The organism is Rheinheimera pacifica, assembly GCF_024809855.1.
In the GTDB taxonomy this organism is placed as follows: Bacteria; Pseudomonadota; Gammaproteobacteria; order Enterobacterales; family Alteromonadaceae; genus Alishewanella; species Alishewanella pacifica_A.
The window spans coordinates 101,378-119,318 of the sequence record NZ_JANUEM010000004.1 but is presented as its reverse complement, the minus strand read 5'-3'; the positions used below and the strand labels follow the sequence as shown (position 1 = coordinate 119,318).

Here is a 17,941-nt window from a genome sequence, read left to right as displayed (position 1 = left end):
AGTTATGGCAAAGACTATTATGATAGTAGACGATTCTGCCTCTTTGCGTCAGGTAGTGTCTATCGCCCTGATAGGTGCCGGTTATGACGTGATTGAAGGTTGTGATGGCAAGGATGCACTTAGCAAACTTAAAGGCCAGAAGATCAGCCTGATTGTCAGTGATGTGAATATGCCGAATATGGACGGCATTACCATGGTGCAGGAAATTAAAAAGCTGCCTGCCTATAAATTCACCCCCATTATTATGCTGACGACAGAATCTGCCGACGACAAAAAAGCCGCAGGCCAGGCTGCAGGAGCTAAAGCCTGGATGGTAAAACCCTTTAAGCCGGAGCAGCTGTTAATGGCCGTTTCAAAGCTGGTGCAACCATAAGAGGGCGCACAGAATGAACCGCAGCCAAGACAGCGCAGGCCAGGTATTTTCCCCGCAAGGGGATTTAACCATTTATACCGCGCAGCAGCACAAAGAGCAGTTATTGCTGGCAATTAATAATCAAACCACATTGCAGATTAATTTAGCTGAAGTAACCGACATCGATACCGCCGGGTTACAGCTTCTGATATTAGCTAAACGGGAATCAATGCGGCGTAATATTGCTATGAGCATCTCCGGCCATACCCGTGTTGTGCTCGACGTTATTGAGCTGTGCAATTTGTCGGGCTTTTTTGGTGATCCGGTGTTTATTCCTTCGGATCCTTCAGACAAAGGAACACTCGCATGAATATGGAACAGGCATTTCAGACCTTTCTGGCTGAAAGCAGCGAGCTGCTGCAAGACATGGAAGATAAATTGCTGGGGTTTGACAGCTGCGACGACTGTGCTGAATCAGTGAACTCTATTTTCCGGGCGGTACATACCATTAAAGGCTCTGCCGGTTTGTTTGGCCTGGATGAAATAGTGGCTTTTACACATGTGGTTGAAAGTGTACTGGATGACGTACGCTCGGGCAGTTTTGTGCTGGATGAGCAACTGATTAACCTGTTGCTGCAATGCAAAGATTATATCGGCAAGATGGTTGATTCCATTGATGGCGAAGCGGTGTTAATGGCGCCGGAGGATCTCACGGTGCAAGCGGTGTTGGAGCAGGCGCTGGGTGTTTATTTGAATACGGAACACAGTACAGCTGCTACTGCCTTGGTTGGCATTGACGATGCCGACACCTACCAGAGTGTCTCTGTCATTGAATCTGACAGCGCTATGGCCAATGAAAACTGGCATATTTCAGTGTATTTCGGCACTGACGTATTACGTAACGGCATGGACCCATTATCGTTTATACGCTATCTCGCTACCCTTGGCAGCATTGTGCATATTGAAACGGTAACCGATGCCTTGCCCGGCATTGAGGATATGGATGCCGAGAGTTGTTACCTCGGGTATGAAATAAACTTTCATAGCAGTGCCAGCAAAAGCCAGATAGAAGAGGTATTTGAGTTTGTGCGCGAAGACTGCCAGCTGAAAATTTTACCTCCCTACGCCAAAGTTAGCGAATTTATTGACGTTATTGACACTATTCAGAATGACGAGCTCAGGCTGGGCGAAATTCTGGTGCGCTGCGGCACCTTAACCCAACGTGAGCTGGATAACCTGCTTGAGATGCAACATGCAGTAAAAGAAGGCGGAACGCATCGCCTTATCGGGGAAATCGTTGTAGAGGATGGCCTGGCCAGCTCTGAGGTTGTAACGGCGGCTTTGCATAAGCAAGCCCAGGGGAAAAAAGCTAAAGAAAAACAAGCGCAAACCGTGCGGGTAGATGCCGAAAAGCTTGATCATCTTATTAACCTGATTGGCGAGCTGGTTATTGCCGGTGCTGGTGTTGAATCGGAAGCGCATTTAACCGGCATCGGTAATTTAATGGAATCGGCGCAAACCATGACGCGGTTGGTGGAAGAAGTGCGGGAAAGCGCACTTAACCTGCGCATGGTACAAATTGGCGAAACTTTTAACCGCTTTTTTCGGGTAGTGCGCGACGTATCCAAAGAGCTTGGCAAGGATATTGATTTACATATTGACGGAGCTGATACCGAACTGGATAAAACCGTAATTGAAAAAATCAGTGATCCGTTAATGCATCTGGTGCGCAATTCTATTGATCATGGCATTGAATCTCCGGCGTTAAGGGCGCAGCGCAACAAACCGGCTACCGGCAATGTAAAACTTAATGCCTACCATGAATCCGGCACTATCGTGATTGAAGTTTCCGACGATGGTGGCGGCCTGAACCGGGAAAAAATTCTGCAAAAGGCCATAGCAAATGGCCTGGTTAGTGCCGAAGCTGAATTATCTGTACAGGATATTAACAAACTGATTTTTGAAGCCGGTTTTTCTACTGCCGAGGCCATCAGCAATATTTCCGGCCGCGGCGTGGGTATGGATGTAGTGCGGCGCAATATTGAAGCGCTGCGCGGCACTGTTGAAATAGACAGCGAATACACCGTCGGTACCACTATACGTATACGCCTGCCACTGACATTAGCCATTATTGACGGTTTTATGATGAAAGTAGGCGATGCGTTCTACGTTGTACCTCTGGATATCGTTGAAGAATGTATCGAGCTTAATACCAACCACAACGTGGGACATGATGGCAGAAGTTACATCAACCTGCGTGGAGAGGTGCTGCCGTTTATCCGGCTGGGAGACTACTTCTCTAAGACAGGCGGCAGCGCAAAGCGGGAAAATATCGTCGTTATCAAGTACGGCAGTTTAAAGGCCGGTTTTGTTGTCGATGAGCTGATGGGAGAGTTCCAGACGGTGATCAAACCGCTTGGGCCTCTGTTTGAACGTGTACCCGGGATCAGCGGCTCCACTATTTTAGGCAGTGGTGAAGTAGCATTAATTCTGGATGCATCGTCGTTAATTCATTTAGTTATGCAACGTGATGGTAAGGCCATATCGGCTGCTGCTAAGCAGTCTGCGCTGCATTAAATCACGCACCACTTTAGCTAGTACAAACAGGTATACATGGAGTTTTATCAATGAAAAATTTAAGTGTAAAGGCCAAGCTGACCTTGCTGATGGCAATAGCGGTACTGGCATTATTAATTACCAGCGGCGTTGGTATTATGGGGCTGCAAGCGACTACCGACTCTATTAAAACTATTGGCGAATATCGCATGCCAGCTGTGTTGGGGTTAAGCCAGATGAAAGATGGCCGTACAGCCACACAGTCGATTATGCGCCGCGTGGCTTTTTTTGAAAATAACTACAAGGCACATGCTGAATTCCGCGACATTATGGAGCGGGTAGAGCAGCGCCGGGCGTTATATTTACAAGGTTATAACGCTTATACAAAATTTCCGCGTACTGCCCAGGGTGAGGAGTTGTTCCGGCAGTTCTCAGTAAGCCAGGATGCTTACACCGTTGCTGCCGACCGGGTATACAATATTCTTGAACGCCTTAGCCGCAATAGTTCGGAAACTGAACAAGCTGCATTATTTGCAGAGTTTTATGACGCTATGCGTATCGCGCTGCCTGTGTTTCAACAATCAGATAGTCTGCTAAATCAACTGATTGAGCTCAACAGTAATTATGCCATCGAAGCGGTAGCGTCGGGTGTTGACAATGCCGGTACGGCTAATACCACCATGATTAGTGTTACCGTTACCGCTTTGGTATTAATGGTTGCGCTGGGTATTTTTATTGCCCGTAGCACTTTGCAGCAATTAGGTGGCGAGCCTAACTATGTTACCGCTATTGTTGAGCGGGTAGCTAATGGTGATATGACCGGCGAAATCGTACTGGCGCGTGGTGATAATGGCAGCATGCTATATGCCTTTAAGCAGATGGTCGATAAATTGTCGCAAATTATCAGTGAGGTACGTAGCGCCACAGATAATATTTCTTCAGCGTCTGAGCAGGTGTCCAGCACAGCGCAAAGCGTCAGCCAGGCTACCAGCGAGCAAGCCGCCAGCGTGGAAGAAACCAGCTCAGCGGTAGAGCAGATGTCAGCATCGGTTAACCAGAACGCCGATAATGCCAAAGTTACCGACAATATGTCTGCGCAGGCTTCAAAACAGGCTAACGAAGGCGGGATTGCGGTTAAAGAAACTGTACAGGCAATGAAACAAATTGCTGCCAAAATCAGCATTATTGACGACATTGCCTACCAGACCAACTTACTGGCGTTAAACGCCGCGATTGAAGCAGCCCGTGCCGGTGAGCATGGTAAAGGTTTTGCCGTGGTAGCCGCTGAAGTACGTAAACTGGCTGAACGTAGTCAGGTTGCCGCACAGGAAATAGGCAAAGTGGCTGGCAGCAGTGTCGATTTAGCCGAGCGCGCCGGTAGTTTACTGGACGAAATGCTGCCTGCCATTAATAAAACCTCTGATCTGGTACAGGAAATTGCTGCAGCATCAAATGAGCAATCTACCGGCTTGTCGCAGGTAAATGTTGCCATGACACAAATGAACCAGATCACTCAGCAAAACGCGTCTGCTTCAGAAGAGCTGGCAGCGACTGCCGAAGAGATGAGCGGGCAGGCGGAGCAGCTGCAGCAACTGGTGGCGTTCTTCCGGGTTAATGCTGACAGTTTAACGGCGGCCAGACGGCCGAATAATGCCGCACCTGCTGCAGCGAAAAAATTATCAACTCATGCAAAGTCCGGTATAGCTGGCGCCAGTGAAGCTGAATTTGTCCGCTTCTGAGGGAGAGTGTTATGACTAATCTGGTAAAGGCAGAGCCGGCATCGGTAAAACATGCCCTGGTAAAACAGAAAGTTCGTGAGGAGGAAAGCCAGTACCTGACTTTCCTGCTGGACAAGGAAATGTTTGCCATAGGTATTTTAAGTATTAAAGAAATTATTGAATACGGTCAGGTAACCACAGTACCGATGATGCCCAACTTTGTCCGCGGGGTAATTAACCTGCGCGGCCAGGTTGTGCCGGTAATTGATTTGCAGGCCCGTTTTGGCCGCCCCAGTTCAGTGGTGGGCAAACGCAGTTGCGTGGTGATTATTGAAATTCAGCTATCGGCAGAGCAAGAGCAACATGTGATTGGCGTTATTGTTGACTCCGTTTCTGAAGTGCTGGCTATTCCACCGGCACAAATTGAACGGGCGCCGCAATTTGGCGCTAAAATACGGCCCGATTTTATTTCCGGTATGGGAAAAGTAGACGACAAGTTTGTCATTATTCTTAATGTCGACAAGGTGCTGTCGGTAGATGAATTATCAGCCCTGACCGAACGGGTTGACGAAGAGCGGCATGATTAACAGCTTAATTATGCCTGAGTAGCAAAAGGATTGTTTGTGAATGCTTCAGAGTTAAGTGATCGTGAATTTGCCCGGTTTCAGACAATGTTGTACGACATTGCCGGGATCAGCTTATCCGACACTAAAAAGCCGCTGGTGGCCGGGCGGTTATCAAAGCGCTTACGTGAGTACCAACTGAGCAATTTTGGCCAGTATCTTGCGCTGCTGGCGCAAAAAGAATACCGGCACGAAGTTCAGACTGCGATAGATTTACTGACGACAAATGAAACTTACTTTTTCCGTGAGCCGAATCATTTTTCGTTTTTAAAAAAACAGCTGGAGTCGCAAAGCCGCGGCTCCGGTAGTTTTCGGGTCTGGAGCGCAGCCTGCTCGTCTGGTCAGGAGCCATACAGTATTGCTATGGTAATGCAAGATTGCCTGGACGGGCGGAACTGGGAAGTACTGGCATCGGATATCAGCACCCGCGTGTTGGACAAAGCCAGAATCGGCCAGTACCCGATTGCACAGGCAGACAATATCGCCCGGCCTTATTTAACCCGTTATTGTCTCAAAGGCATTGGTAGCCAGGCGGGTACCTTTATGGTGGATAAAGTGCTGCGTGATAAAGTGCAGTTTTTTCACAGCAACCTCAATGCCAAACTACCTGACGTTGGCCTGTTTGATATTATTTTTTTGCGCAACGTAATGATTTACTTTGACATAGATACCAAACGGCAAGTGGTAAACCGGCTGCAGGCTGCGCTTAAGCCGGGAGGGTTCTTATTTATTGGCCACAGCGAAAGCCTGCAGGGCATTAACAGTGAACTGAAAATGATTGTACCGGCCGTATTTCAGAAACCGAAAACGTGACAACAGTGAGCAATAGCATTCCGGTAAAGGTGTTGATGCCCGGTGAATATCAATTCTCTGCAAAGCCGTTACGTATTCAAACCTTGCTGGGCTCTTGCGTGGCAATGGTGTTCTGGCATCCGAAAAAGCGTATTGGTGGCATGTGCCACTACGTGCTGCCAACCCGAAAGAGCAATATTGATAATGATGCCCGTTATGCTGATGAATTTATGCGTATATTGCTAAAAGAAATAGACAAACATGGTACCAAACCACGCGAGTATCAGGTGCGTTTGTTTGGTGCAGCCAATATGTTCAGACAGTTAAAAACTACCTGTGCAGATACTGTACCTGAGCACAGCCATAACACAGAGTTGTGCCATAACTGCGTGAATGTGTCTTGCCGTAATCGTATGGCTGCAATTAATGAGTCGCGCAAATACGGTTTTACCGTGGTCGAAACTGATTTAGGCGGTACGGTATACCGTTACGTTGATTTTATGGTGGGTACCGGCACCACTGTGGTTCGAAAAGCGCAATTGGCTGCGTTGTTATGAGAGCCTTACCATGAAAAAAATTAATGTGCTTATTGTTGATGACTCTGCTGTTGTGCGCCAGGTGTTAAGTGCAAAGCTGGCTGAAAATGCCAGAATAAATGTGCTTGATGTGGCGGCAGATCCTATTTATGCACTGGAAAAAATGCAGAAGCACTGGCCGGATGTTATTGTACTGGATGTAGAAATGCCACGGATGGACGGCATTAGTTTTTTGCGCAAGATTATGGCAGAACGGCCAACACCGGTAGTAATTTGCTCTACGCTGACCGAAAAAGGCGCTGAAACCTCTTTGCAGGCACTGGCCGCCGGCGCCGTAAGTATTGTTACCAAACCTAAGATGGGTTTAAAAAAGTTTTTAGAAGACTCAGGCTCTGACATTGTCTCCGCGGTTATTGGCGCTTCACAGGCGCGTTTAAGCCGGCTTACTACCGCAGGAGCCGCACCGGTAAAAGCCAAACCAAAACATACTGCAGATGCGGTGTTGACAGCCTCGGGTAGCGCTATGACGCAAACTACCGAGCAACTGGTAGCAATGGGCACGTCTACCGGTGGTACTCAGGCACTGGAGGCGGTGTTATCGCAATTGCCAAGAGTTTGCCCTGGCATTGTGATTGTGCAGCATATGCCGGAGAAATTCACCGCAGCCTTTGCCCAGCGGCTGAATAATATTTGTGAAATAGAAGTGCTGGAAGCTACGCATGGTATGCGGGTAATACCGGGGCGGGCATTAATTGCTCCGGGCGGCAAACATATGCTGCTAAAACGCAGCGGCGCACAGTATTACGTGGAGGTGATTGCCGGGCCTTTGGTTAACCGGCATATACCGTCGGTAGACGTATTGTTTCGCTCGGTAGCTAAAACCGCCGGAAAAAATGCTCTGGGTATCATTATGACCGGTATGGGAGATGACGGTGCTGCCGGTTTGCTGGAAATGCGCCAGGCCAATGCTTATACCATTGCTCAGGACGAAGCCTCCTGCGTAGTATTTGGTATGCCCAAAGAAGCGATAAAACGCGATGCTGTTGAACAGGTAATGCCGTTATCAGAGATAGCAAAAGCCATAATGAAGTGGTGATAAAACAACATGGGGCTGCTATGAGTTTGTCGGGAATATCGCAATTTAAGTTGCCGTTACTGGAAAAAGCCTTTGCGGTTAGCCCCAGTGCGATTTTGATCACCAACATAGATGACGCCATTTTGGCGGTTAACCCGGCGTTTTGTCATTTAACCGGTTATCAGCAAAGTGAAGTGGTTGGTAAGTCGTCGCAGCTGCTGCGCTCAGATAAACATGAACCGGCATTTTTCAGTGCAATTAAGCGCCAGTTAACCGAGTCAGGCTGCTGGAGTGGCGAGGTATGGAACCGCGTTAAAGACGCCAATGTTATTCCGATGACAGAGACTATTTATACCTTTTGTGAACATGGGAACCAGATCTCTCATTTTATTACCACCCTGGTTGATAAATCAGAAGCGCATGATGCCCAGGTGCTGATTAACTATCTGGCCAGCCGCGACAGCCTGACCGGCCTGGCAAACAGATTATCGGCCCAAAGTTATTTTCACGCTGTAACCTGTGAGCAAGAGCAGACACTCCAGAAAATTGCCGTGATATGTCTGGGTTTAGATCGGTTTAAAGACGTAAACGATGCATTGGGGCGGGGCGCTGGCGATCAACTGCTGATAAGCGTTGCCGGTTATCTTACACAGATGGTGGCTGACAATGGTATTGTTTCACGCAGCAGTGGCGATGAGTTTTTAGTTATTTTGCGTAATATCAGTGATTGCATGCAGTTATTGGCACTAATGCAGCAGATGGTAGCGGGTATTAATGCTGTGCAAATGGTTGAGCATAATAATGTATCTGTTACTACCAGCATTGGGGCTGCGCTATCGCCAGACGATGCAGTTAACTTCGATACGCTGCTTAAATACGCTGATATCGCACTACACACCAGTAAAAATGCAGGGGGAAATCAGTATTGTGTGTTTAGCCCTGAGCTGGAAACTAAAGTGCAGCAACGGTTACAAATGGAATCCTGTTTACGCACAGCAGTGCAACAGGAAGAGTTTGCTTTGGTTTACCAGCCCAAACTGTGTTTACAAACAGGGAAAATTACCGGTTTGGAAGCGCTGGTACGTTGGCATAGCCCGGTACTGGGCCTGGTGTCTCCGGCAGATTTTATTCCTTTGGCCGAGCGCAGTGGCTTAATCTTGCTGGTAGACGAATGGGTGGTAACCAATGTTGGCCGGCAGATCCGCCAGTGGCTGGATAACGGCCTGACTGTACCTGCGGTGTCGGTTAATTTATCCACCCTGCAGTTTCATCGTGGCGACTTGCAAAGCCTGATCCTGAATGTGCTATCAGAAAATAATATTGCTGCATCTTATCTGGATCTGGAAATTACAGAAGGTGTGCTGATGGAAACCATGCACAGCGCCGTAGCTATTTTGCAGGGCTTACGCGATATAGGCGTGTCAGTATCGTTAGACGACTTTGGTACCGGCTATTCCAGCTTAAGTTATTTAAAGAACCTGCCTATTAATACGCTGAAAATTGATAAATCTTTTATTGATGATATTTACCAGACTACAGGCGAAGCAGTTATTGTGCAGGCGATTATCTCGCTTGGGCAGAGTATGGGGCTCAAGCTGGTAGCTGAAGGCGTTGAGTATCAGCGGCAGGTAGATTACCTGAAGAAAAATGGCTGCGACGAAATGCAGGGATACTTTTTCAGTAAACCTTTACCTGCTACTGAACTGGAGAAAATGCTGGCTGATTATACCCTGGCAGCAGAGTGTTAGAGCGTCACCTTTATATTGTTCCTGCCCGGTTCTTACGGAAAAAATGTGAAGCAAACATCAGGGTTAGTTTTTTCCGCAGTGAAAAACCCGGTGTTAACCACAATTGTTTAAGCAGTGTTCTGGACTGGAGTTCTAAGGCTACTGGCAGGGCTTTAACTGCCGGGTTGTTAAGTTGTAAGCTGTAAAACAAATAAGCCAGATTTAACAGTAAAATATTACGCCAAGGTGTTGGTATGGCCGGGTAAAAGCTGCCTTGCTGCAAGCCGGTAAAAAACTGCTGCAGTTGCTGTTGTTGCTCTGGTTTAACATTAAAGGATGCGCTTGAGCTGTGTTCACGGTAGCCATAAAGCGGTAAACGTAAATGATACAGTTGAAACGCTTGTTGATACAACGTGGGTATTGCCATAACGTCTTCGCAAAATGCGATGCCGGAGGGGAAGTTAAAACCCGGCGCTATAGCTTTCCGGTATATTCTTAGCCAGGGAAACCAGCGGTTTGACTGAAATACAGCGGTAGCAACACTGCTAACCTTGTGCTTACCGGCTTTGTGGCGCATGTAGTGCGGCCTGGCAGATGGCAGGGCTGATATATCGCTAAAACGCTTATAGCCTATTTCAATCAAATCAGGCTGATGTTGCGCGATAACGTGCAGTAACTGAGGCATATAGCCGGGTAAGATCACATCATCAGCATCAAGAAAGCCAATATAGCAACCTGTACTATGGGCAATACCCAGATTTCTGGCCGCGCTCACACCACTATTGGCTTGTGTCAGCAGCAGATAACAGCCGGGCTTAGCCGATGCTGCAATATGTTGTTGCGCTAACGTCAGGCTGTTATCTGTTGCCCCGTCACACACTAATACTATCTGTACCGCATCTGTCAGTTGTGTTTCGACCGACGCTAATAATTGCCCAAAATAATCTGCAGCATTGTAAAAAGGTACAACAAGAGACAACAAAACCTGCGATTGCATATATACCACCTGGCAACTTAGCGCGAAACAGCTAGTTTATCAGGGGCTATAACAGATAAAGTAGATATTTTACAGTTAGTTACCAATAATCACAAAGTGGTTTTTTTAGTTTAAACGTTATACGGTATGGCATCCGGGGCATCTTTTTTACCAAATTCACTGCAGCCTGGCAGATCTGGTTAATACTGTTAGTTGTATTGCTAAGCTAAACCGCAACCTTGCAGGAGAGAATATGATTAACGCTTACGCCGCACTTGAGGCCAACAGTAAACTGGTACCCTGGCAATATGAACCTGGTACGCTTGGCCGCGATGATGTAGAAATTGAGGTAGATTACTGTGGGATCTGCCATTCTGATGTGTCGATGTTAAATAATGAATGGGGTATGTCGGCTTATCCGCTGGTTGCCGGCCATGAAGTAGTGGGTCGCATCAGTGCTGTGGGTGAAGCGGTAGACCATCTTAAAACTGGGCAAGTTGTGGGGCTGGGCTGGCATTCCGATTACTGTAAAGTATGCAGCAGCTGCGGTAGCGGCGACCATAACCTGTGCAATAAGGCACAAGGTACCATAGTGGGCCGCCATGGCGGTTTTGCTGACAAAGTACGTGCTAACGCCGCCAGCGTGGTACCGCTGCCAAAAGGTATGGATGCGAAAACAGCCGGCCCGCTATTTTGTGGTGGCATTACCGTATTTAACCCATTGGTACAGTTTGATATAAAACCCACTGATAAAGTGGCGGTAATAGGTATTGGCGGCCTGGGCCATATTGCGCTGCAGTTTTTACGGGCCTGGGGCTGTGAAGTAACGGCTTTCACCTCCAGTGACAGCAAAGCAGAAGAAGCCAAAACACTCGGCGCACATCAGTGTATTAATTCACGCAATCATATTGAAATAGAGCAGGCGGCAGGACGCTTTGATTTGATTATCTCTACCGTGAATGTAGCGCTGGACTGGAATTTATACCTGACAACATTAAAGCCAAAAGGCCGGCTGCACTTTGTTGGTGCTACGCTGGAGCCTCTGAATATTGGCGTATTTAGCCTGATTATGGCGCAACGTTCTGTGTCTGGCTCGCCGGTAGGCAGCCCGGCAACGATTGCCAAGATGTTGCAGTTTGCCGTGCAACACAAGATTGAGCCGGTCGTGGAAATATTTAAGTTTGCTCAGATAAATGAAGCGCTGGCACATTTAAAAAGCGGCAAAGCCCGTTATCGTATTGTGTTGGAACGCTAAGCTTCGCAGATATAAACGCCGGGTTTAATGCCCGGCGTTTTACACTACGCGTTAAACTTTATACGGCATGGCACCCAGATAATCTTTTTTACCTACATCGACACCATTGTGACGCAAAATGGCGTAGGCGGTGGTGATATGGAAGTACAAATTAGGGATGACATGCTGGATCAAGAATTCGTAACCCGTTAGATATTTACCTTCCCAGCGTGGCTGAGTGATTTTTTGCGTGGCGGACTGGCTGAAATCAGCCTCGGTAAAGCTGGCCAGATAGGCTACCGTATCACTGATGCGCTGCTGTAATTGCGCTAAGGTGGTTTCGTCATCGGCATGCTTGGGGGCACTGTCAGTTTTACCGGTTAGGCGTGCTACGCCTAATTTGGCTGTGTCGCAGGCAATTTGCACCTGGCGGATAAGATGAAACTGATCCGGCGCTAAACGCGCATTCAGTAAAACGGCAACATCCACTTTTTTTGTTTCGGCAAAACTGGCGCCTTTGTTAAGGATGGCGCTTAAATTTTGCAGCATTTTGCTAAATTGCACTACGGTAATATCGTAAAACATAGTCTGTCCTCCGGGGTAATAAAACGCATACAAACACAGATTTGGGGGGCAGCTGCTATTTTCGCAATGGCGGCACCAAAAAATATAGCGCTGCCATGGCAAAATATTAATGCTGCTTGTTGTGTGCCAACGTGTACAGAACGGGCAGTAACTGCCCGTTTGGTATGATTACCGCTATTATGCCGCCTGTAATTATTTTTTGGGGATGATATTTATGCTTCTGGCGCTATATTTTTGGCTGGAGTATAAGCCAGCAGGCGTAGGGCATTAAACACGACAATCAGTGTTGAACCTTCATGTACCGCCACCGCCGCACCAATGCCAAGCCCCATTATGGTTGCAGGCACCAGCAATGCAACGACACCCAAGCTGACAAACACATTTTGTAAAATAATTCTGCGGGTTCGGCGGCTTAAATCAACGGCAAAGGGCAGATGGCTTAAGTCGTCTGCCATCAGGGCAACATCTGCGGTTTCCAGTGCTACATCAGAGCCTGCTGCGCCCATGGCAATGCCGACACTGGCATTCGCCATAGCCGGTGCATCATTAACACCATCACCAACCATGGCAACCTGGGTTGTTTCGCGTAATTTACGGATAGCAGTGACTTTATCCTGTGGCATTAAGTCACCCCAAGCTTCATCCAGGCCAACTTCTTTTGCCACGGCTGCTGCAACCTGCTGGTTATCACCGGAGATCATAATCATTCTTGAGATGCCCAACTGCCGTAAGGTCGCTAACGCAGCTTTAGCGGCAGGGCGGGGAGTATCCATCAGGCCGATAGCGCCTAAATCGCGATCTCCGTGACGTATTGCCATAACTGTACGCCCATTGTTACGCAAAGTGCTGATGGCTTCTGTTGTCTGCGGGTTTAGTGGCGCGATAGGTTTACCGGTTTCTTCATTGCCAAACATCTTGGCTTTGCCAATCCAGACGGTTTTTCCATCCAATTGGGCGCTGACCCCCAAACCGGCATAGCTTTGCAGGTTTTCTGCCTGGGCTGGTTCTTTACCGGCCAGCCGTTTGCGACCATCACGGGTGATTGCTGCGGCCAGCGGGTGGTCACTCAGTGCTTCTACTGCAACGGCTACACGCAGCAGCTCTTCTTCTGATACACCTTGTGCCACAACAAGAGCGGTAATATGCGGGCGGCCTTCAGTCAGCGTGCCGGTTTTATCAAATGCTATTGCAGTAAGCGAACCAAGCTCCTCCAATGGTGCGCCGCCTTTAATTAATACGCCGCCACGGGCTGCTCTGGCAATACCGGATAATACGGCACTGGGGGTGGCAATGGCCAGTGCACAGGGGCTGGCGGCAACCAGTACCGCCATGGCACGGTAAAAACTATCGCGAAAAGGCTCGTCAATAACGACCCAGGCAAACAGCAATATCACGACCAGTCCCAGTACGGCGGGCACAAAAATACGCTCGAATTTATCGGTAAAGCGTTGAGTAGGGGACTTGCGGATTTCCGCTTCGCTCACCATCTTGACCACACGGGCCAGAGCGGAATCGCTGGAGCGGCTGGTCACTTCTATCTCAATGGCTCCGCCACCATTTATGGTACCGGCGAACACTTTGCTGGCAGCGTCTACAGAATCCGGGCGCTTGCGGGCAAACTCCGGATCATCAACCGGGTGTTTATCAACCGGAATACTTTCCCCGGTAACAGGCGCTTGGTTAACGCTGCTGGTGCCTTTAATCAAAAAGCCGTCGGCCGGCAGGCGTTCATTAGGGCGAACCACCACAATATCGCCCACTTCCAGTGCTTCTACCGGAATTTCCAGTAGTTGCTCATTACGGCGAACCATCGCTGTTTTAGGGGCCAGCTCCGCCAGTGCTTCTATAGCCCGTTTGGCTCTGCCCATGGCGTAGTGTTCCAGCGCATGTCCCAGACTAAACAAGAACAATAACAAGGCACCTTCAGCCCAGGCACCTAAAGCAGCCGCACCAGCCGCCGCAACCAGCATCAGTGTGTCAATTTCAAAACGCTTGTGGCGAAGGTTTTCAATGGCTTCACGCAGGGTAAAAAAGCCACCGAAAAAATAGGCGCTAAGGTAACAGATAAAGGGTAGCCAGGCAGGCGCACTTGCTGACACTTTACCGATAATAAAACCAGCCGCCAGCATAAAACCACTGGCAAGTGCGAACAAAAGCTCTGTATTAGCGCCTAAAAAACCGGCATGTGAATGGGGTTCTGTTTCAGAATGGGAGTGATCTTTATGTTTATCGCTCATATCGGCTCCTTACATCTCACCTTTATACTATACCCCAGTATAGTAGTTGCTGTTTTGAGCTGGATCAATTGCTGAGCAAATTTTATTTATACTCTGATAGAGCATTCTGGCAGAGCCTTAACAAACTCTCGCTTCTTACACCTATAGTAGAAAGCCCTTCAAGGGCTTTCACAAGGCATATCATCGTTGTACTTACGTTCACGATACAGGTAAGAAGGAAGTTGTACTTGTGCTAAAGCCTGCTGTTGTTGCAAGGGGCTTACCGCTTCTGCAGAAAGCGTTAATTGCTGGTGTTCACGGTTATAGTTGGCACTAACCGCCTTACCATCGGGTTTCAGAATGGTAAGTTTATCCTCTGTCATCAGTGCAAACAGATTGTCAAACTGTATCAGGGCCCGCCCCGAGCTGGTACTGTCCAGCAGCAGATCACGCCCTGTCATCGGGTGACAAGACGATATCCCTGCCATGCTAAGTAGAGTGGGGGCCAGATCAATCTGGCTGCTTAAGGTTGTGAGTATTTCAGGCTGAGTGTCTGCGCCTAGAATTAAACCTGGAATGCGAAACTTTTCCACCGGGATCAGGTTACTGCCATAGACCCTGTTATCATGATCGGCTACCACCAGAAACAGCGTATCCTGCCAATAAGGGCTTTTCATTGCTTGCTCAAAAAAGCGGCCCATTGACCAGTCAGCATATTTCACTGCATTGTAAGCAGTGTTTTTAGGCTCTTGGTATAGTGAAATCCGGCCGTCCGGGAATTCGAAAGGTTCATGATTGCTAGAGGTGAAGATCAGGCTGAAAAACGGTTGCTGCTGTTGATGCAAAGCTAATAATTGTTGATGTGCTGTTCTGAACAAATCTTCATCGCTGGCTCCCCAGCTACCTACCAGCACAGGATTACTGATTTTAGGTAAATCAACAATCTCCTGAAAACCATTGCCGGTAAAAAAGCTACGCATATTATCAAAGTGCGCTTCGCCACCATAAATAAACTGAGTGTGGTAGCCCTGTTTTTTTAAGATGGATGCCAGAGTGGTAAAACCTTGCTGACTGTTTGACAGCTTTACCGTGCTTTGGGCCGGTGTCGGCATAAAGCCGGCAACAACCGCTTCAATACCGCGTACAGAACGGGTACCGGTAGCGTAGAGATTGTCAAACCAGATACCTTGCTGTTTCAGTTGTTCCAGCTCTGGAGTGACCGGTGCGCCGCCAAGTGATTCAACAAAGGTGGCGCCCTGGCTTTCCATCAATACTATTACTATGTTCAGCGGTTTATTACGCTGTTTTACGGCTTGTTGCCAGTGTAAGGTTGGGTATTCTGCATTATTAAAATTATATTGCTGCAGCCAGGGCCAGTTAAGGCTTAAATCCAGCATTTGTGTCTCTGGCAGTTTACCGTACATTTCGCTGGAGCGTGCTTCATGTTTGAGGTTATACAAGGCAAATAAAACTGAATAACCCGAGTTGATGACCAGAGAATTCACCATAGCATCAGAGGTAATTGCAAACAGCGCCGGGTTAGCTGGGCGGTGTGCTGTAGTGGAACGGATGCCAGCAAATACCATAAAAACCACCAGAGGCCACAGTAGTAAATGCTGACGCAGTGGCCATACCTGCAATGTGTGCTTCGGTAACCTTAGTACCCGGTGTAGCAGTAGAGCGGCTGCGACAGTTAACACGGTTCCTGCCACCAGTGGCAATCGGAAGCCATGCCATAAGGTAGAGAAAACTTCTTTCGGGTATTTCAGATACTCAATGTACAAGCGGTTTGGCCGTATATCGTACTGCTGAATAAAGGCGGGGGTGGATAGTTCGATAAATGCAATAAGGATTAAACCCGCCAGGCACCACCAATAGCTAAAACGAAACCAGCTGTGCTGTAATCCGGGACGCGCCCAGCACAGCGACAACAGAACGGGTATTACAGACCAGATACAAAGTAGAATCAGGTCGGCCCGGATCCCCTGCAGGAATATCATGCCCAATTGGACCGTAGGCGCTACCCTGTTATATAGCCATAGCACCAAACCGAGCCGGGCCACACTCAATAGCACCAGCCCAATCAACGTCATACGTATTAAGTAGGTATAGGGGCCGCATGTTACTTGCGGTAATACTGGGAATATTGTTACTGAACGTTTGGTCATTGCTCGTTGTACTGCCAAATAAAGTTGCACTGAGGCTAACGAACAATGCTTAAGGCTTTCTTAAGACTGGGCTATTATGCTGTCGCCAACAATACAGGGGGGCATATGAAATCAGAGGCTAAAGGGCTTAAACGGATCATGCTGGCTGGAGTCAATTCGTGGCAAGGGCTGGCCAGTAGCTGGAGATCAGAAGCGGCAATAAGGCAGGAAATTATCTTATTACTGGTATTGCTACCTGTAGCCTTGTGGGTTGATGTATCCGCTGCCGAGCGTGCGCTATTGTTATTGAGTGCATTACTGATTCTGATCGTGGAGCTATTAAATACCGGCATTGAAGTGGTGGTGGATCGAATTGGCAGTGAATATCACGAATTAAGTGGTAAAGCGAAAGATATCGGGTCGGCAGCTGTATTAATAACGCTTGTTGCCAGTGCAGCCGTCTGGTTATGTATTTTACTCTAAGCTAGCTGGAAAAAGCCTTTATGAGATTGTTGCTGGTTGAAGGTGACAGCCTGCTTGCGCAGGGGTTAATAACCGCATTACCTGCTCAAAGTGAGGTCAGTATCAATGCCCGTACAGAACAGCAAGCCGTAGTGATAAGTGTGAGTAATGCAATTAATGGCGATAAAATAAAAGACAGTTTTTCTTATCTCAAACTTGAGAATGGTTAAAACTATCTATACTATAGGGGAGTATAGCTTTGGAGTAACAAATGACCCATACCATAGCCAATAAACCCAAATTACTAACACGGGTGCGGCGGATTAAAGGCCAGGTAGACGGGCTGGAAAAACAGCTGCTGGCCGAAGGCGATTGCAGTAAAGTACTGCAACAAATCGCAGCTGTGCGCGGTGCTATTAATGGCCTAATGACCGAGGTATTAGAACATCATATCCGTGATCATCTGGCGGGCGATAACCTGGAGCCTTTGCAGCGCGACGCGGATGTAGAACAGGTTATTAGCGTGCTGCGCTCTTACCTTAAAAATTAACTGACGATAAGATACCCAAACTGTGATAAGCAACTATGCACTCGCTAAAACACCACTAAGTAGAATGCTGATGGCATTACTGCTGGTTGTGCAATTGCTATGTATAGTTTCCAGCGCTTTTGCCACTGAACACTCGGCTGATGATATTCACCATCAAATATTATGGTCGGATACCGCAGAGGCTGTAGCAGCAGAACAATCATCATTAACCGACGCTTCACTTCATGCCGGTTGCGATCATTGCAGTCATTGCCATGCCGCACATATTGGCCTGTTTAAGCCTGCCCCAGCTTTGCCGGTAATAGGTAACGAACTGGCTGTGTCTTATCTTAATCATGCTCCGTCATCCCCTAAACGAAGTATTTACCGCCCGCCTATCGCTTGATTCTGTT

Annotated in this window: 18 protein-coding genes; 14 read left to right on the top strand and 4 right to left on the bottom strand. The window is 48.0% G+C overall.

What is annotated here, in order from left to right; all coding sequences use genetic code 11:
- The first annotated feature begins 4 nt into the window (after positions 1–4).
- The 9 genes from M2404_RS07735 to M2404_RS07695 are packed head-to-tail and all read left to right on the top strand — an operon-like array spanning position 5 to position 9,400.
- Positions 5–373, top strand: a complete 369-nt coding sequence (locus M2404_RS07735) for a response regulator (RefSeq protein ID WP_259239152.1) — start codon at positions 5–7, stop codon at positions 371–373.
- A gap of 13 nt (positions 374–386) precedes the next feature.
- On the top strand, positions 387–722 hold the full coding sequence (locus M2404_RS07730; protein ID WP_259239151.1) for an STAS domain-containing protein: 336 nt from the start codon (positions 387–389) through the stop codon (positions 720–722).
- Positions 719–2,929 carry a chemotaxis protein CheA gene (locus M2404_RS07725; RefSeq protein WP_259239150.1) on the top strand — a complete coding sequence of 737 codons (2,211 nt, stop codon included), beginning with the start codon at positions 719–721 and terminating at the stop codon, positions 2,927–2,929. The genes M2404_RS07730 and M2404_RS07725 overlap by 4 nt, the downstream gene beginning before the upstream one ends.
- A 50-nt stretch (positions 2,930–2,979) precedes the next feature.
- Positions 2,980–4,647: a methyl-accepting chemotaxis protein gene (locus M2404_RS07720; RefSeq protein WP_259239149.1), complete on the top strand. Its 1,668-nt coding sequence runs from the start codon at positions 2,980–2,982 to the stop codon at positions 4,645–4,647.
- Between the two features lie 11 nt (positions 4,648–4,658).
- On the top strand, positions 4,659–5,213 hold the full coding sequence (locus M2404_RS07715) for a chemotaxis protein CheW (protein ID WP_259239148.1): 555 nt from the start codon (positions 4,659–4,661) through the stop codon (positions 5,211–5,213).
- Positions 5,214–5,249: 36 nt separating this feature from the next.
- Positions 5,250–6,062, top strand: coding sequence for a CheR family methyltransferase (locus M2404_RS07710; RefSeq protein ID WP_259239147.1), 813 nt, complete (start codon positions 5,250–5,252; stop codon positions 6,060–6,062).
- Positions 6,059–6,598: a chemotaxis protein CheD gene (locus M2404_RS07705; RefSeq protein WP_259239146.1), complete on the top strand. Its 540-nt coding sequence runs from the start codon at positions 6,059–6,061 to the stop codon at positions 6,596–6,598. The genes M2404_RS07710 and M2404_RS07705 overlap by 4 nt, the downstream gene beginning before the upstream one ends.
- Positions 6,599–6,608: 10 nt before the next feature.
- A complete protein-coding gene (locus M2404_RS07700; RefSeq protein WP_259239145.1) occupies positions 6,609–7,673 on the top strand; it encodes a protein-glutamate methylesterase/protein-glutamine glutaminase in 1,065 nt (354 codons plus the stop codon).
- Positions 7,674–7,693: 20 nt separating this feature from the next.
- Entirely contained in the window at positions 7,694–9,400 is a 1,707-nt protein-coding gene (locus M2404_RS07695; protein ID WP_259239144.1) for a putative bifunctional diguanylate cyclase/phosphodiesterase, read from the top strand.
- A gap of 10 nt (positions 9,401–9,410) precedes the next feature.
- Here M2404_RS07695 and M2404_RS07690 read toward each other — a convergent pair whose 3' ends face one another.
- Positions 9,411–10,376 (bottom strand): glycosyltransferase family 2 protein, encoded by a 966-nt coding sequence (locus M2404_RS07690; RefSeq protein ID WP_259239143.1) that lies wholly within the window; start codon positions 10,374–10,376, stop codon positions 9,411–9,413.
- 232 nt (positions 10,377–10,608) lie between these two features.
- Between M2404_RS07690 and ahr the strand changes: the two genes are divergently transcribed.
- Positions 10,609–11,610 (top strand): NADPH-dependent aldehyde reductase Ahr, encoded by a 1,002-nt coding sequence (gene ahr / locus M2404_RS07685; RefSeq protein ID WP_259239142.1) that lies wholly within the window; start codon positions 10,609–10,611, stop codon positions 11,608–11,610.
- Positions 11,611–11,661: 51 nt separating this feature from the next.
- Here ahr and M2404_RS07680 read toward each other — a convergent pair whose 3' ends face one another.
- The 3 genes from M2404_RS07680 to M2404_RS07670 all read right to left on the bottom strand — a co-directional run bounded on the left by M2404_RS07680 (position 11,662) and on the right by M2404_RS07670 (position 16,390).
- The gene (locus M2404_RS07680) at positions 11,662–12,174 is read right to left on the bottom strand and encodes a DUF1993 domain-containing protein (RefSeq protein ID WP_134054404.1); all 513 of its coding nucleotides are present in this window, start codon (positions 12,172–12,174) and stop codon (positions 11,662–11,664) included.
- 212 nt (positions 12,175–12,386) lie between these two features.
- Positions 12,387–14,411, bottom strand: coding sequence for a heavy metal translocating P-type ATPase (locus tag M2404_RS07675; protein WP_259239141.1), 2,025 nt, complete (start codon positions 14,409–14,411; stop codon positions 12,387–12,389).
- Positions 14,412–14,569: 158 nt separating this feature from the next.
- On the bottom strand, positions 14,570–16,390 hold the full coding sequence (locus M2404_RS07670) for an LTA synthase family protein (RefSeq protein ID WP_259239140.1): 1,821 nt from the start codon (positions 16,388–16,390) through the stop codon (positions 14,570–14,572).
- Between the two features lie 273 nt (positions 16,391–16,663).
- Here M2404_RS07670 and M2404_RS07665 point away from each other — a divergent pair, with 273 nt between their 5' ends.
- From M2404_RS07665 to M2404_RS07650, 4 genes are all read left to right on the top strand, one after another.
- On the top strand, positions 16,664–17,020 hold the full coding sequence (locus tag M2404_RS07665; RefSeq protein ID WP_259239318.1) for a diacylglycerol kinase: 357 nt from the start codon (positions 16,664–16,666) through the stop codon (positions 17,018–17,020).
- 20 nt (positions 17,021–17,040) lie between these two features.
- Positions 17,041–17,229: a hypothetical protein gene (locus tag M2404_RS07660; RefSeq protein WP_259239139.1), complete on the top strand. Its 189-nt coding sequence runs from the start codon at positions 17,041–17,043 to the stop codon at positions 17,227–17,229.
- A gap of 41 nt (positions 17,230–17,270) precedes the next feature.
- Entirely contained in the window at positions 17,271–17,549 is a 279-nt protein-coding gene (locus M2404_RS07655; protein ID WP_259239138.1) for a metal/formaldehyde-sensitive transcriptional repressor, read from the top strand.
- Between the two features lie 70 nt (positions 17,550–17,619).
- A complete protein-coding gene (locus tag M2404_RS07650) occupies positions 17,620–17,934 on the top strand; it encodes a hypothetical protein (protein WP_259239137.1) in 315 nt (104 codons plus the stop codon).
- Positions 17,935–17,941 lie beyond the last annotated feature (7 nt).

Coding starts and splice junctions, on each gene's coding strand:
- M2404_RS07735 (WP_259239152.1), top strand. CDS start 5: ATGGCAAAGACTATTATGATAGTAGACGATTCTGCCTCTTTGCGTCAG.
- M2404_RS07730 (WP_259239151.1), top strand. CDS start 387: ATGAACCGCAGCCAAGACAGCGCAGGCCAGGTATTTTCCCCGCAAGGG.
- M2404_RS07725 (WP_259239150.1), top strand. CDS start 719: ATGAATATGGAACAGGCATTTCAGACCTTTCTGGCTGAAAGCAGCGAG.
- M2404_RS07720 (WP_259239149.1), top strand. CDS start 2,980: ATGAAAAATTTAAGTGTAAAGGCCAAGCTGACCTTGCTGATGGCAATA.
- M2404_RS07715 (WP_259239148.1), top strand. CDS start 4,659: ATGACTAATCTGGTAAAGGCAGAGCCGGCATCGGTAAAACATGCCCTG.
- M2404_RS07700 (WP_259239145.1), top strand. CDS start 6,609: ATGAAAAAAATTAATGTGCTTATTGTTGATGACTCTGCTGTTGTGCGC.
- M2404_RS07695 (WP_259239144.1), top strand. CDS start 7,694: ATGAGTTTGTCGGGAATATCGCAATTTAAGTTGCCGTTACTGGAAAAA.
- M2404_RS07690 (WP_259239143.1), bottom strand. CDS start 10,376: ATGCAATCGCAGGTTTTGTTGTCTCTTGTTGTACCTTTTTACAATGCT.
- ahr (WP_259239142.1), top strand. CDS start 10,609: ATGATTAACGCTTACGCCGCACTTGAGGCCAACAGTAAACTGGTACCC.
- M2404_RS07680 (WP_134054404.1), bottom strand. CDS start 12,174: ATGTTTTACGATATTACCGTAGTGCAATTTAGCAAAATGCTGCAAAAT.
- M2404_RS07675 (WP_259239141.1), bottom strand. CDS start 14,411: ATGAGCGATAAACATAAAGATCACTCCCATTCTGAAACAGAACCCCAT.
- M2404_RS07670 (WP_259239140.1), bottom strand. CDS start 16,390: ATGATATTCCTGCAGGGGATCCGGGCCGACCTGATTCTACTTTGTATC.
- M2404_RS07665 (WP_259239318.1), top strand. CDS start 16,664: ATGAAATCAGAGGCTAAAGGGCTTAAACGGATCATGCTGGCTGGAGTC.
- M2404_RS07660 (WP_259239139.1), top strand. CDS start 17,041: ATGAGATTGTTGCTGGTTGAAGGTGACAGCCTGCTTGCGCAGGGGTTA.
- M2404_RS07655 (WP_259239138.1), top strand. CDS start 17,271: ATGACCCATACCATAGCCAATAAACCCAAATTACTAACACGGGTGCGG.
- M2404_RS07650 (WP_259239137.1), top strand. CDS start 17,620: ATGGCATTACTGCTGGTTGTGCAATTGCTATGTATAGTTTCCAGCGCT.